The sequence below is a fragment of the Micromonospora sp. NPDC001898 genome (genome assembly GCF_042891255.1).
Lineage (GTDB): Bacteria > Actinomycetota > Actinomycetes > Mycobacteriales > Micromonosporaceae > Micromonospora.
In genome coordinates this window covers 1-13,207 of record NZ_JBIATC010000020.1, presented here as the reverse complement: position 1 = coordinate 13,207, position 13,207 = coordinate 1, and the positions used below count along the sequence as shown (strand labels likewise).

Here is a 13,207-nt window from a genome sequence, read left to right as displayed (position 1 = left end):
ACGCGCTGGCGCACAGGCGTGGCCGTACTGTCCGCGGCGGTGCTCGCCGCCCTCGGCGCGGCGCCGCAGGCGCTGGCGGCTGACGGCCCGCCGTCGATCGTCGTCCAGGACGGCGTCACGCAGCCGGTGTTCGGCTACGCCGACGCCATCCGGGAACGGCTCTTCATCGACTCCACCTTCGACAGCGACAACGACGGCCTGCGCGACATCATCGCGTTCGACCTGATGCGGCCGGCGGCGACCGCGAACGGGCTCAAGGCGCCCGTGGTGATGGACGCCAGCCCCTACTACTCGACGGTCTGCCGGGGCAACGAGTCGGAGTGCAAGGCGGACCTCGACGGCGACGGGCTGCTGGACAAGTGGCCGCTGTTCTACGACAACTACTTCGTGCCGCGCGGCTACGCGGTCATCCTGCTGGACATGGTCGGCACCAACAACTCCACCGGCTGCCCGACCACCAACGCCAACCAGGACAACCTGAGCGCCAAGCAGGCCATCAACTGGCTCAACGGCCGGGCCACCGCCCGCAACGCCGCCGGTGAGATCGTCAAGGCGGGCTGGCACAACGGCAAGACGGGGATGATCGGCAAGTCGTACGACGGCTCGCTGGCCATGTCCACGGCGGTGACCGGCGTGAAGGGCCTGACCACGGTCGTGCCCATCAGCGGCCCGACCGAGTACTACGACTACGTGCGCAGCAACGGCGTCGTCACCCGGGGCAACAGCTACGTGGCGTCGCTGGCCAACACGGTCACCAATCCGGAGCGCCGGGAGTACTGCAAGCCGGTGCGCGACGCGATGGCCGCCGTCGACGGCGACGAGCACGGCGACTACACCGCCTTCTGGAACGAGCGCAGCTACGTCAAGAAGGTCCCCAACGTCACCGCCAGCGTGCTGCTCTACCACGGCCTCAACGACGACAACGTCCGGCCGGATCACTTCAGCAAGTTCTGGTACGCCCTCGCGGAGAACAACGTGCCGCGCAAGCTGTGGCTGTCCCAGGAGGGCCACGTCGACCCGTTCGACTCGCGCCGCGCGGTGTGGGTGTCGACGCTGCACCGGTGGTTCGACTTCTGGCTCCAGGGCGTCGCCAACGGCATCATGGACGAGCCGCGGGTGGACCTGGAGCGGTCCGCCGACGTGTGGGAGACCCACGCCGACTGGCCGATCCCCGGCAAGGCCGACACCGAGGTGTTCCTCCAGCCCGGTACCACCGGCGCGGGCGGCCTCGGGCTGGTGCCGACGGCGAAGCCGGCGACCGGGGCGTTCCAGGACAGCCGCACGCAGAGCCAGAACACCATGATCCTCAACCCGGACGTGGTGCAGCCCAACCGGCTGGCCTTCCTCTCCGCGCCGCTGACCGCGCCGTTGCACATCTCCGGCACCCCGACCGTGCAGCTGCGGGCCTCCGCCGACCAGACCGACACCAACCTCGGGGCGATCCTGGTCGACTACGGCACCGACGAGCGGGTTGCCCACCGGGCCTCCGGCGAGGGGATCATCACCCTGACCACGGAGGACTGCTGGGGCGAGAGCAGCCCGACGGACGACGGCTGCTACAAGCAGACGACGAAGCGGGTGGCCACGGCCGACTACGAGCTGGTCACCAAGGGCGTCATGGACGCCCAGAACCGGCAGTCGATCCGCGTCGCCGTGCCGCTGGTGCAGGGGGAGTCGTACAACTTCAGCTTCCCGCTGCTGCCGGAGGACTACGTCTTCAAGCCCGGCCACCGGATCGGCGTGATCATCGTGGCCAGCTACCCGCAGTACTCCAGCCAGGCGGACACCACCGCCGCGAACCTGCAGCTCGCGCTGAAGAGCAGCAAGGTCGTCCTGCCCGTGGTCGGCGGCACCGCCGCCGCACACGCCGCCGGCCTCTGACCGGCTGACCGGCGGGCCGCCCGGGCGGCCCGCCACCGGGGCGGCCCGGCGCTCGGCCCTCCGCGGAGGACCGTCGAGCGCCGGGCCGCCCCGCTTCGTCGGCGGGTGCGGGGCGGGTGGTTACCCTTGCCGGGGAAGTCGCCGAGGGGAGGGCACACGTCGCCGACCGCCACCGTGCTCGTGGTCTTCGGACGCGGCGTGCTGCGCGCCGGGGACACCTGGGCACTCACCCCGGCCAGCATCGCCCGCGTGCGGGCAGTGGTTGACTACGTCGCCGCGAACGAGGCGTCCTTCGCCCGCGCCGCCGGGCAGGGCCGGGCACCCCGGATCGTGTTCAGCGGCGGCTGGGCGGAGGCCGCCGAGGGGGCGCATCCTCCGCCGCAGGGGTGGCGGGAGGGCGACCTGATGCTGCGCCAGGCGCTCGCCGCCGGCCTCGACCGGCACGCGGAGTTGCGCGCCGAGACACGCTCGCGCAGCACGCTGGAGAATCTCCTGCACACCGTCGAGGACGGCCTGCTCGACGGCCACGCCTTCGGCCCGGGGCAGCCGCTGGGCATCGTCTCGCACACCTGGCACCTGCCCCGGATCAGGTATCTCGCCCGCCGGACCCTCGGACTGCGCGGCCCGGCGCTGCTCGACGTCCACGCCTCCGGCGGGGAGGCACTGCCGAGGTGGTGGCGCGAGCCGGCCGCTCGGATCGCGTCCCGGCTGTGGTTCCTCGGGGCCCGCGACGCGGCGGGTCTGCTTCGCCGGGAACGCCGGCTGGTGACGTCGATGCGCCGCGTCGACCGGCTGGCGCGCCACCGCCGGGACGTGCCGGGCGGAGACTGCGCCGTGGTCCCGCCCCACCACGGTCCGGGTGTCTCCGGTGGGGGCGTGACCGTGCCCGGCGCTGATCCGGCGGGACCGCTCCGGCGGAGCATGTGACGGACGGCCGCTGACGGGGTACAGGCTCCCGAGCCACCGGATCGATCTCGATGAGGACGACGGTCGCGGCGACATCGAGGAGGTCACGTGGACAGGATGGACGGTCCTTCGAGCGGACGCGCCGGGTGCGCCACCGCCGCGGGCACGGCCGGGCGTGGCGTTGGCGGGCGGCGGTGATCGTCCTCGCCCCGGTGTACGAGCCGGGCCCCCGCCTGCCCGAGTTCGTCGCCGAGCTGCGCGACGCCGCTCCCGGCGTCCACGTCGTCGTGGTGGACGACGGCAGCGGACCGGCGTCCGCCCGGGTCCTCGACGCGGCACGTGACCTCGGCTGCACCGTCCTGCGGCACGGGGCGAACCGGGGCAAGGGCGTGGCCCTGAGGACGGGGTTCCGGCACGTCGCGCGCGAGTGCCCGGGCCACGATGTGGTGTGCGCCGACGCCGACGGCCAGCACGGCGTCGCCGATGTCCTGCGCGTGGCCCGGCGCGTCGAGGAGACCGGCGTGATGGTGCTGGGCGTACGGCGGTTCGACGGCGAGGTGCCGGTGCGCAGCAGGGCCGGCAACAGCCTCACCCGGGTGCTGTTCCGCGCCGCGACCGGGTGCCCCGTGCGGGACACCCAGACGGGGCTGCGGGCGTACCCGCACGGTCTGCTCGACTGGTTGCTCACGGTCCCCGGCGAGCGATTCGAGTACGAGATGAACGTCCTGCTGTACGCCGCCCGGGCCGGCCAGCCCATCGAGCAGACCACGATCGCCACCACGTACGTGGACGACAACGCCTCGTCGCACTTCGGGTCGGTCACCGACTCCGTGCGGATCTACCTGCCCCTGCTGCGGTTCGCCGCCTCGGCCCTGCTGACTCCGGCCGGGATCTCCCGCCAACCCCGCCGCTGACGGCGACGGGTCGGTCGTGGACACGCCGCTGGCCGGGCCCCCTTGTCGGGGGCCCGGCCGGTTGGCTGTTCGGTTGGTGTCAGCTGTTCCAGTGTTCGGTGACGAGGTCGGCGGCCTGCTGCTCCCACTGCGCGTACGCGTCGGGGTAGGCGGACACCTGCACGGTCTGGGCGGCCTCGGTCAGGGGCATGTCCTGCCACCCGTCGACCTGCTTCAGACCCTTCAGGAACGCCAGGGTCGAGTATTCGGGGTCGGTGATCTGTTCGGGGGTGCCCCAGCCGGAGGTGGGGCGCTGTTGGAACAGGCCCTGCGAGTCGTGGTCGTTGCGGTCACCCAGGTGACCCAGGTTTTCCAGCTTCGACTCCTGTAGGGACGTGCCGATCGAGATCACGGCGGCCCGCTCGTTCATGCCGGCCTTCTTCGTGGCGGCGATGATGGCCTTCGCGTTGGCGGTCTGCTCGTCGTCGAGCGTGATGCGGGACTGTTCGCCCTGCACGCCGTGGGGGATCAGTTTGGCCTTGTCGACTGCCGGCTTGTCGGCCTGTACGGCGACGGCGGTGGTCGGGGTGGATGCGGTGGGGGTGGTGGTGTGGGCGGTGGCGGGGCCGGCGAACACGCCGCCGGCGAAGGCGAGACCGGCGATGCCGAGAACGCTCTTACGGATGATCGTGTTCATGGGGGTGTCTCCAATCGGGGGTCGACACACGCGCCCGCCCGGGGAGGGGCGGGGGGTGTGAGCACCACGTCGAGGCGCCCAACAGATCAAGAGAGGGAAGTCGTCCGGCGGCTCACCGCACTCGGGGGTGCTGGTGGCGGCGGGTCCATGTGTAACGACCGGGGGCCGGCCCGCATTCCACGGGGGTTCGGGCGGCTCGGCAGCGGGGTGCGCTGCTCGATCGTCTGCCATGTGTAACGACCCCGGGCCGGCCCATGTTCCGCCGGACGGATGCCCCCGGTCACACCCACGGGCGCGCCGATCCGGACATTCGGCGCGAACGGGCCTCGCGGGCGGGTATCGCCGATGCTCCACGCGGGTCGGCATCCGGATACGATTCACGATCGCTCGGGATGTCACCGATGTCCGGATGCGCCGAGCGCGCCGTCCCGCCGGGTCGGTGAACCGGAAGGAGACGCCGTCGATGGCGGACACCATGCCCGCGTCCGCCCACCGGATCTGGGACACGGCCCCGGCGGCACGCTGGGAGGATGCGTTCCTCTCCGGCAACGGCGAGTGCGGGATCATGGTCTCCGGCGCCCCGTACGCCGAGCGGATCGTGTTCAACCACCACCGTTTCGTGCTGCCCAACGGCACCCGCCACGCCCGGCCGCCGCAGCTCGCCGACCGGCTGCCCGAGGTGCGGGAACTCGTCCTCGCCGGTCGGCGCGCGGAGGCCGCGGCGGTGCTCGCCGACGGGCGGGAGCTGCGCTGGACCCAGCCGTTCCACCCGGGGTACGCCATGACCATCGACGCGACCGCGCAATTGGCTGACGGGCCGGCGCCGACGGGCTACCGGCGCGGGACCGAGTTCACCACCGGGGAGGTCGTCGTCGAGTGGGACGGCGGGCGCCGGAGGGCGTTCGTCTCGCGGGCCGACGCGATCGCGGTTACCCACGTCGAGATGCCCGGGTGCGTCATCGGGCTCACCGGCGACCTGCCCGAGCGCCCGGACGACGTGCGCTACGAGACCGCCGCGTACCGCCGGGGCGAGCACGTCTTCCTCCGGATCCGCGGGCTGTACCCGCCCGACGGCGACGGCGCGTACGGGTTCGAGGGGTTGACCCTCGTCCGCGGCGACGCGCGGGTCGTGGGGGACCGGGTGGCGGTGCGCGGACCGGCCCTCCTGACCACCGTGCTCGACCGCCGCGACGCGGCGCCCTGGCGGACGGCCGAGCTGGAGGAGGCCCTGGTGGCCCGCTCCGGGGCGGACTACACCGAGCTGCTGGCCCGGCACGTCGCGGTGCACGCGCCGATCTACCGGCGGGTGAGCCTGGACCTCGGGGTGCCGGCCGAGGAGCGGGAGCTGCCGGTCGGTGAGCTGCTCGCCCGGCAGCGCGCCGACCCGGACCTGCTCCTGCCGGCGCTGCTGGAGCGGCTGTTCCACTCCGGCCGGTACCTGCTGGTCAGCGCCAGCGGGGTGCTGCCGCCCCGGCTCACCGGCCTGTGGCTGGGCGCGTGGGGCGCGGCGTGGGCGGGAGACTTCACCACCGACGCCAACCTCAACCTGCAACTGGCCGGGGCCAACATCTGCGCGCTGCCCGAGGTGACGGCGGCCCACGCCGCGCTGGTCCGGGGCCAGGTCGACGACTGGCGGCGCAACGCGGCGGCGATCTACGGCGTCCGGGGGCTGCTGGCGCCGGGCCGCACCGACGGCGAGCACGGCAACCTGTTCCACTTCCGGGCCGACTGGCCGTGGGCGGCCTGGCTCGCCGGGGCGGACTGGCTGCTGCACCCCCTGTGGGAACACCACCAGGTGACCGGGGAGCCGCTGGGCGAGCTGGCCGGCTGGTTGGAGGAGGCGGCCGTCTTCTTCGAGGACTTCCTCACCGTCACCGACTCCTCCGGCGCGGTGGTCGTCGTGCCGTCGTTCTCGCCCGAGACCGGCCCGCCCGACGCCGACGGCCGGCCGGTGTACCTGGCGGTCAACGCCACGATGGACATCGCCGCCGCCCGGCACGCCCTGGCCACCGCCGCCGAGGCGACGGGCGTGGACCGGTGGGCCGGGCTGCGCGGGCGGCTGCCGGCGTACCGGGTCGACGAGCGCGGGGTGCTGGCCGAGTGGGCCTGGCCCGGCCAGCGGGGCGACGAGGACCACCGGCACGTCAGCCATCTCTACCCGGTGTGGCCCCTGGACGAGATCAACCCCGACGACACCCCCGAGCTGGCCGTCGCCGCGCACCGCGCGCTGGTGCTGCGCGGCGACGAGAACCTCTCCGCCCACGGCAGCCTGCACCGGGCGCTGGTCGCGGCCCGGCTGCGGGATCCCGCGCTGGTCGCCGGAAACCTGCTCAAGATCATCGGTACGGACATGTTCTTCCGCTCACTGATGAGCTCGCACAACCCGGACCTGGAGATCTACAACGCTGACGCGGCGCACACCCTGCCCGCCGTGCTCGTCGAGGCGCTGGTGCACTCCCGGCCCGGTGTGCTGTGGCTGCTGCCCGCCGCGCCGGCCGCCCTGGCCCGGGGCACCGTCCGGGGGGTCACCTGCCGGGGCGGGGTGACCGTCGAGGAGCTGACCTGGACCCCCGGCGGCCTGCGGGCACGGCTCGTCGCGGCGGCCGGGCAACGGCTGACCGTACGCAGCCCGCACGGCGACGCGGTCCTCGACCTGGCCGCCGCGGTGGCGGTCGACCTGGCGCTGCCCTGACCGCATCCGCCGACGGCGCGCACCGGGCCGTCTCCCGCGCCGGCTGCGGCCCAGCGTGGCTTCGATGGCGCGGGGTGGTGGGCGGGCAGGAAATAGATGTACGTCTAATTTCTTGGTAGGGTGTCCGCTCATCCGAGACCCCGTGGGGGGACACATGCGCCCGTCGTCACCGCGCCTGGCCACTTCGCTGGCCGCCGGAGTCCTGCTGGCCCCGCTGGCCGGCGTCGCCGCCTCGGCATCCCCGGTGGTGCCCCGGCACGCCGTCGTCGTCTGCCAGACCGCGAGCTTCTACGACAACTACGACTCGGCCGGCGGTCCGTCCGGGCTCAAGCGCACCCTGACGTACGGCAACAAGATCGGGCACACGCCGGGCGCCCACCCGGTCTACAACGGCTGGGCCGCCGCCTTCGACTTCGGCCCCAACGACTGGGGGTACCTGCGGATCGAGTGCGTCGGGGGGTACGACTCGTGGTGAGCGGCGGATCGAGGCACCGGATCGCGGCGCTGGTGGCGGCCGTGACGGTCGTGACGGTCGCCGTTGCGACCCCGGCCCGGGCCGCGAACGGCACCATCGGGGAACGCGAGACCGTGTGCGCCGGCGATCTGTTCGTGCGCACCCAGCCGAACGGGGCGTGGATGGGCACCCTCTACCAGGGCCAGACGTTTCTGGTGGAGGGCCCGCGCAGTGGCGGCTACATATACGGATTCGCCTACGGGCACGTCAACCGGCGCGGCTGGGTCCAGGACGGCTGGTTCTGCTGAGCCGCCCACCGCCCCGGGGTACCGCGTGTCGTCGGCGACCGTCGTGACCGATGCGCCGAAGGCGCTGCGGTGTGTCGGATGCGTGAGTCAGTCGTGGACGTTGTCTGCGAGCAGAGTCCTGAAATCCGGTCACTGTCATTGCCGCTTGCAGGTGCTGCCGGGTGTCCTCGTCGAATGCGATGAGTCGTATCCGTTGGACCGCTGTGAGTGCGCTCCTGATCGTTGCCACGGCGATCCGGGCGGCCGTGTGATTCAGGCCCGGTCGGGTACGGGCGAGGGAATCTTGGTGGCGCGGTAGGAGTCGCCGCTCCGGGTGGGGCGCCAGAGGCGCCAGTGTTTCGCGGACAGCCGGAACGGGAGATGGCCTTGTAGATGACGAGCGCCGGGGGACAGCCGTTGGTCGGCGGGCAGGTTGAGCCACAGGGAGAGCGCGGATGCTGCGGTGCCGAGGGTTGCGCGTATGCCTGAGTCGCCCAGAAGCCGGCCGTACCCGTCCACGGCGAAGCGACCGAAGGCGTCGGGGGTGATGTCGGGGTACGGGGTGCGGGCGTCCGGGTCGATGAGGCGCACGGGCGTGCTGTAGGTCAGCGCGGCCAGGGAACGTCCGTGGGTCGTGACCGCGTCGGGGCCGACGGCGATGAGCGCATCGAGTGCGTGGTTCACGGATTCGGATGGAACGTTCCATACCGTGTGGGTTTGCGCACGGTGGCGGGGCCCGCCGAAGCGCTCGGTGGCGAGCGCTACCAGCTGCTCGGTCGACGCGGGCGGTCCGCCTGCACAGATCTCGAACGCCCATGATGCTGACGACAGCGGTTCGGTGCAGGCATTGACGAAGCTTTGCAGGCGCTGGAATGCCTCGTCAGGATGCTTGGCGCGAAGCGAGTGCGCACCGCCCGCAGAACCGGGCAGCCCGTCGTAGGTCACCACCTGCGGGAACGTGATGCCATGTGCCCGCGCCATACGCCCATCCTAGATCTCCGTTGTCACACGCCCCTCGTGGGACCGGGGGCGTCGCCGACGCGCTTTGGAGCCGATGTCGTGGACGGGTCGCTGTCCCGCGCTGATGACGCAGCCGACTCAGCTCCATAGGCGGCGGGTAGGCAAGGGCTACCGCCCCGGGACTGCGGCCCGCCCGTGGAGCAACCCCGCTCTCCTCGGTGGCCGGTCGCCCGACAGCCGTGGGCCCCGCCGGCCGGCGGGCGGTGACCACCGCCCGCCGGCCTCACCTCACCAGGACGCCGGTGGCGGCGGCGGTACGACCGGCGGGCGGTCGTCGCAGGTGATCATGTTCGGCAGCAGCCACGGGGCGAGCCAGCCGCCGTCGTTGCCGCCGAGGTCGGTGAGGACGAACTCGGAGCCGGCCGGGGTGAAGTGGAACGACCCGCAGTTGTTGACCCCGACCGCGCCGACGTTGCGGGCGTCCACGTTGCGGAACGAGGCGGAGCCGGCCGAGCGGGCGCTGACCACCGACGTGCCCGCCCCGTCGACCCGGATGTCGCGGAACTGGACGTTCCTGATCGAGTAGAGGTCCTTCACCGGCCAATCGCTGACCAGCATGACGGCGTTGTATGTGCTGTCGAGGTAGTGGTCGCCGACCACCTCGACGGTCGCGTCGATGTCCCGGTCGAGCGCGTAGAACCAGATGGCCCCGAGCCCGATCTTCCAGTTCAGCTCGTACGTGCCGGCGCGGGCGGTGGTGTTGCCGGTGATCAGCAGCCGCCCGGTGAACGCCTCCGCGCCGAAGCGGGACCCGACCTGGATGGCGCTGCCCTCCCGTACCGGGTCGGCGACCAGGTTGTTCGACACGGTGGTGTCGGTGCCGCCGTACAGGGCGATGCCGTTGGCGAGCACCGGCGACTGCACGGTGTTGTGGTCGAACCTGTTGCGGGCGTTGCCGACCTTCTCCGACCACATCGCGAGCCCGTCGTCGCCGGAGTTGCGGACGAAGGTGTGCGCGACCAGCGAGTCGGTGACGCCGGTGTGGAAGTTCAGCCCGTCGGCGATCTGGTCGACGATGACCGTGTTCGTGACCCGCACGTCGCTCATCGGCCCGTCGAACCAGATGCCCACCTTCGTGTGCCGCAGGTGCAGCCCGTCGATGGTGGAGTCGCTCATCGCGCCGCCGATCGCGTTGACCTGGTCGGTGTCGATCCGCTCGCGGACGTCGCCCTCGATGGCGAAGCCGGAGAGGTGCACGTTGCGGCTGCCGCCGTCGGTGGCGTCGCGGCCGTAGAAGCCCACGCCGGTGTGCACCGAGCCGTCCGGGGCGGGCGTCGGCAGCGCGACCTCCCGTCCCTTGACGATCGTGTACCAGCTGCCGGCGCCCTCGATCGTCACGTCGTCGACGATGATGTGCCGGTTCACCTGGTAGGTGCCCGGCGGCAGGTAGACCGGGAGGTCCGCCCGCCGGGCGAAGGCGACGGCCCGGTCCAGGGCGGCGGCCGAGTCGCGCCGGCCGGTCGGGTCGGCGCCGAAGGCCAGCACGTTCGCGGCGGCGAGCCGGACCCGGGGCGGGCCGACCAGCTCGGAGTCGAGCAGGTCGATCACGGTCCAGGCGGCGTTGCTGCCGGCGGGGACGGTGAGCCGGATCCGGTCGCCCGCCCGGTAGGTGCGGCCGAGCAGCAGGCGCTGCTCGTCGTAGAAGTGGCTGGGGCGGAACGGGGTGGGGATGCTCGGGTACGGGGTGGTGGCCGACGGCACGCACCCGCACTCGGTGATCCACCAGTTCGGGTGCAGCAGCCCGGTGGCCGGGTCGTTGGAGAACGGGTACTGGTTGTAGAGCCACGCGTACTGCGAGGTGAGGGTCATCGTCCGGACCCGCCGCTGGTTGACCGCGACGTCCAGCGGCGCGGTGATGCCGCCGCCGCCCCGCGCGTCCGGGATGCTGTAGCGCACGGTGATCGCGTTGGCCGCGTTCGGGAGGGTGAATTCGACGTACCGGCCGGGGGTCAGCCGGACCGCCCGGCGGCCGGAGGCCTCCGCCGGCAGGGTGTAGGCGGTGCGGTCGGGGCCGATGACCTCGCCGTCCGTGGCGGCGTTCTCCGCCTCCTGTTCGACGAAGCCGACGGTGGCTCCGCGCCCGGAGACCAGTCCCGGGTCGAGCCCGGCCCGGGTCACGACGGGCCCGCCGGCGGTGGCCGGGCCGGCGGTGGCCGGGCCGGGTGCCCCGGCCAGGAGGCCGAGGGCGGTCGCGAGCGCGACGGCGGAGGCGGTGACCGCCGGGGGACGGCGTCGAGGCGGTCGGCGCGGCGACCACCGCGACGCCGGGATGATGCTCCGGGACATGGGTGACTCTTCTCCGTGGGGGTGGTGGGCACCGGCGCGCGGCGGCCGGTGGTGTGCTGCGTCGGGCGCGGGGGACGCCACGCCGCCGCTAGCCGGCGTACACCTCCAGCTGGGACAGCTGGGCCGCCGGCCAGCCGGTGTTGCCGGTGAAGCGGATCCGCACGTGCCGGGTCGGCGTGGCCGGCACGGTGAGCGTCACCTGGTTGCCGGTGGCCGGGTCGAAGACCCGCCCGGCCGGCGCGACGAGGGTCGTCCACCTGGCGCCGTCCGGGCTCGCCTCGACCGACAGCGTCTGGGTACGCCGCTGCCAGACGGCGGCGGGCGGAAGCCGCAGCACGATCCGGGCCACCTGGTGGGCCGCGCCGAGGTCGACCTGCCACCACTGGGGGAAGACGCCGTTGGTGGACTCCCAGTAGCTGCTCCGGTCGGCGTCGACGGCGTTGCCCGCGACGAATCCGCCGTTCTGGCTGCTCGCCGACGTCGGCCGGCCCGCGGCGAGGTCGCCGCCGGGCGGGGGCCCACCGCCGAGCACGGGCGGCGTCGGCCGTACGGCGGTGAGGGCGAGCTGGCCCTTGAACATCCGGCCGCCGTCGGCGGTGAGCCGCAGGTAGTAGTCGGCGGAGCAGGCGGTGCCGTCCTCGTCCAGCGCGCGGATGCCCGCCCCCGCCGGGGTGGTCGCCTGCGTCTCGCTGGTCTTGGCGATCTGGTTGCCCTCGTTGAACTCGTCGAACATGGACACGTAGAGGCCCTGGGCGCCGAGCCGGGTCAGGTTGTAGAGGTGCCGCCAGTAGAAGTCGCCGTGGCGCCGGTGCCCGGACGACAGGTCGCCCGGCAGCACGCAGGGCTGGTAGTCGATGCCGTGCGCGGCGCAGTCGGCCTGGTCGGGGACGTTGACGTTGGTGTGGAACCAGTCGAGCCCGTCCAGGGTGCCGGTGCGGCCGACCATCCACGGCGAGATCATGTGGAACGCGTGGTAGACCTCGGAGAAGCCCGGCCGGGAGTCGTTGATGCCCTGCCGCCAGTAGGTCGGCACGCCGCCGATGACGTAGCAGCCCTGGGCCCTGAACCAGTTGACGACGTCGAGGCAGGGGGCGGGCGCGAAGGGGCGGCCGTCGTCGTTGAAGCCGAAGCCCCAGATGCAGACCACGGGCCGGCCGTTCTGCCGGGCGTACGCCGGGGAGGCGGTGTGCGCGGACATCCGGTTGGTCCAGTCGTCCTTGATCTGGGTCTGCATCGACGCCCAGCCGGTGACGTCGTACATGATGTAGAACTTGCGGCCGAAGCGCTCGGCCGCGCCGCGGACCTTGACCGTCATGGCGTCGCGTGTGGGCCCCTCGTCGCCGACCGGGTTGAACCGTTGCAGGGCGGCGGTGTCGCAGCCGTACTCCTGCATCCAACGGAAGTGGGTGTCGACCGTCTGCTGGTCGTAGGAGGAGAAGAGTTGCGCCGGCTGGCCGTTGCCCAGGGCCGGGTATGCGGTGGAGTAGCCGCGGGCGTACTCCCGCATGTCCGGCCAGGAGACGATGGTGGTGTTGGCCGGGGCGGGCGGCTGGAACCGGTCGCGGCTCCAGTGCCACCAGCCGCCGATCGGCGCTCCGTCGCCGGGGCAGCTGAACCAGCCCTGGTAGCCGACTGAGATCTTGCCGACGACATCGCCGGGCGGGCTGGCCGCGAGAGCCGCGCCGCGAAGGGTTGACACCAGGTCGGTGGGGGAGACGGCGGCGAGGGCGGAACCCGCTGCGAGGGATCCGATCAGCCTCCGACGGGACACCGCCATGACCCTGCTCCTTTCGATTGTCCCAAGGATGCATCGACGGCCATCGTGTCAGCAGTGGACTACCGTATGCAAGAGTCGGACGTGTTGAAGAAATGTTTCGACCGATGGATGAAAGATGCTGCCGCGCGGGTCGACTTGCGGTAGGCGGGGCCCCCGCTGTCACCCGGCAAGGCGTACGGCGCGGCGGCGAGTCGGCCGGGACTGCGCGCGGCCCCGGCCGACAATGCGGTGGTGACGACATGGCACGCGGAGCAGAGCCGGCCCGGCGGGGGGGGGGCCGGGCCCCCCGGCCGCCCCCCCCCCCCGGCCGGGCC

The 13,207-nt window shown here is 72.7% G+C and carries 10 protein-coding genes and 1 pseudogene; 6 read left to right on the top strand and 5 right to left on the bottom strand.

Annotation, left to right across the window (positions count from 1 at the left end; translation table 11 throughout):
- The first annotated feature begins 18 nt into the window (after positions 1-18).
- From ACFYZF_RS26750 to ACFYZF_RS26740, 3 genes are all read left to right on the top strand, one after another.
- Complete coding sequence (locus ACFYZF_RS26750; RefSeq protein WP_387025299.1) at positions 19-1,881, top strand: CocE/NonD family hydrolase; 1,863 nt, start codon at positions 19-21, stop codon at positions 1,879-1,881.
- A gap of 180 nt (positions 1,882-2,061) precedes the next feature.
- On the top strand, positions 2,062-2,808 hold the full coding sequence (locus ACFYZF_RS26745) for a YdcF family protein (RefSeq protein ID WP_387025297.1): 747 nt from the start codon (positions 2,062-2,064) through the stop codon (positions 2,806-2,808).
- Positions 2,809-2,933: 125 nt separating this feature from the next.
- Positions 2,934-3,701: a glycosyltransferase family 2 protein gene (locus ACFYZF_RS26740; RefSeq protein ID WP_387025296.1), complete on the top strand. Its 768-nt coding sequence runs from the start codon at positions 2,934-2,936 to the stop codon at positions 3,699-3,701.
- A gap of 79 nt (positions 3,702-3,780) precedes the next feature.
- Here ACFYZF_RS26740 and ACFYZF_RS26735 read toward each other — a convergent pair whose 3' ends face one another.
- Complete coding sequence (locus ACFYZF_RS26735; RefSeq protein WP_387025294.1) at positions 3,781-4,377, bottom strand: hypothetical protein; 597 nt, start codon at positions 4,375-4,377, stop codon at positions 3,781-3,783.
- A 463-nt stretch (positions 4,378-4,840) separates the two neighbouring features.
- Between ACFYZF_RS26735 and ACFYZF_RS26730 the strand changes: the two genes are divergently transcribed.
- The 3 genes from ACFYZF_RS26730 to ACFYZF_RS26720 all read left to right on the top strand — a co-directional run bounded on the left by ACFYZF_RS26730 (position 4,841) and on the right by ACFYZF_RS26720 (position 7,831).
- Entirely contained in the window at positions 4,841-7,069 is a 2,229-nt protein-coding gene (locus ACFYZF_RS26730) for a glycoside hydrolase N-terminal domain-containing protein (RefSeq protein WP_387025293.1), read from the top strand.
- Positions 7,070-7,223: 154 nt separating this feature from the next.
- Positions 7,224-7,544, top strand: a complete 321-nt coding sequence (locus tag ACFYZF_RS26725; RefSeq protein WP_387025291.1) for a hypothetical protein — start codon at positions 7,224-7,226, stop codon at positions 7,542-7,544.
- Positions 7,541-7,831 carry a hypothetical protein gene (locus ACFYZF_RS26720; protein WP_387025289.1) on the top strand — a complete coding sequence of 97 codons (291 nt, stop codon included), beginning with the start codon at positions 7,541-7,543 and terminating at the stop codon, positions 7,829-7,831. The genes ACFYZF_RS26725 and ACFYZF_RS26720 overlap by 4 nt, the downstream gene beginning before the upstream one ends.
- 133 nt (positions 7,832-7,964) lie before the next feature.
- Here ACFYZF_RS26720 and ACFYZF_RS26715 read toward each other — a convergent pair.
- The 4 genes and pseudogenes from ACFYZF_RS26715 to ACFYZF_RS26700 form a co-directional block, all read right to left on the bottom strand.
- Positions 7,965-8,075: pseudogene (locus ACFYZF_RS26715) on the bottom strand (RNase III inhibitor); the annotation flags it as partial.
- Positions 8,076-8,083: 8 nt separating this feature from the next.
- Positions 8,084-8,791, bottom strand: coding sequence for a hypothetical protein (locus ACFYZF_RS26710; RefSeq protein ID WP_387025287.1), 708 nt, complete (start codon positions 8,789-8,791; stop codon positions 8,084-8,086).
- A 267-nt stretch (positions 8,792-9,058) separates the two neighbouring features.
- Positions 9,059-11,116 carry a glycosyl hydrolase family 28-related protein gene (locus ACFYZF_RS26705; RefSeq protein ID WP_387025285.1) on the bottom strand — a complete coding sequence of 686 codons (2,058 nt, stop codon included), beginning with the start codon at positions 11,114-11,116 and terminating at the stop codon, positions 9,059-9,061.
- Between the two features lie 88 nt (positions 11,117-11,204).
- Positions 11,205-12,893: a discoidin domain-containing protein gene (locus ACFYZF_RS26700; RefSeq protein ID WP_387025283.1), complete on the bottom strand. Its 1,689-nt coding sequence runs from the start codon at positions 12,891-12,893 to the stop codon at positions 11,205-11,207.
- Between the last annotated feature and the right edge of the window lie 314 nt (positions 12,894-13,207).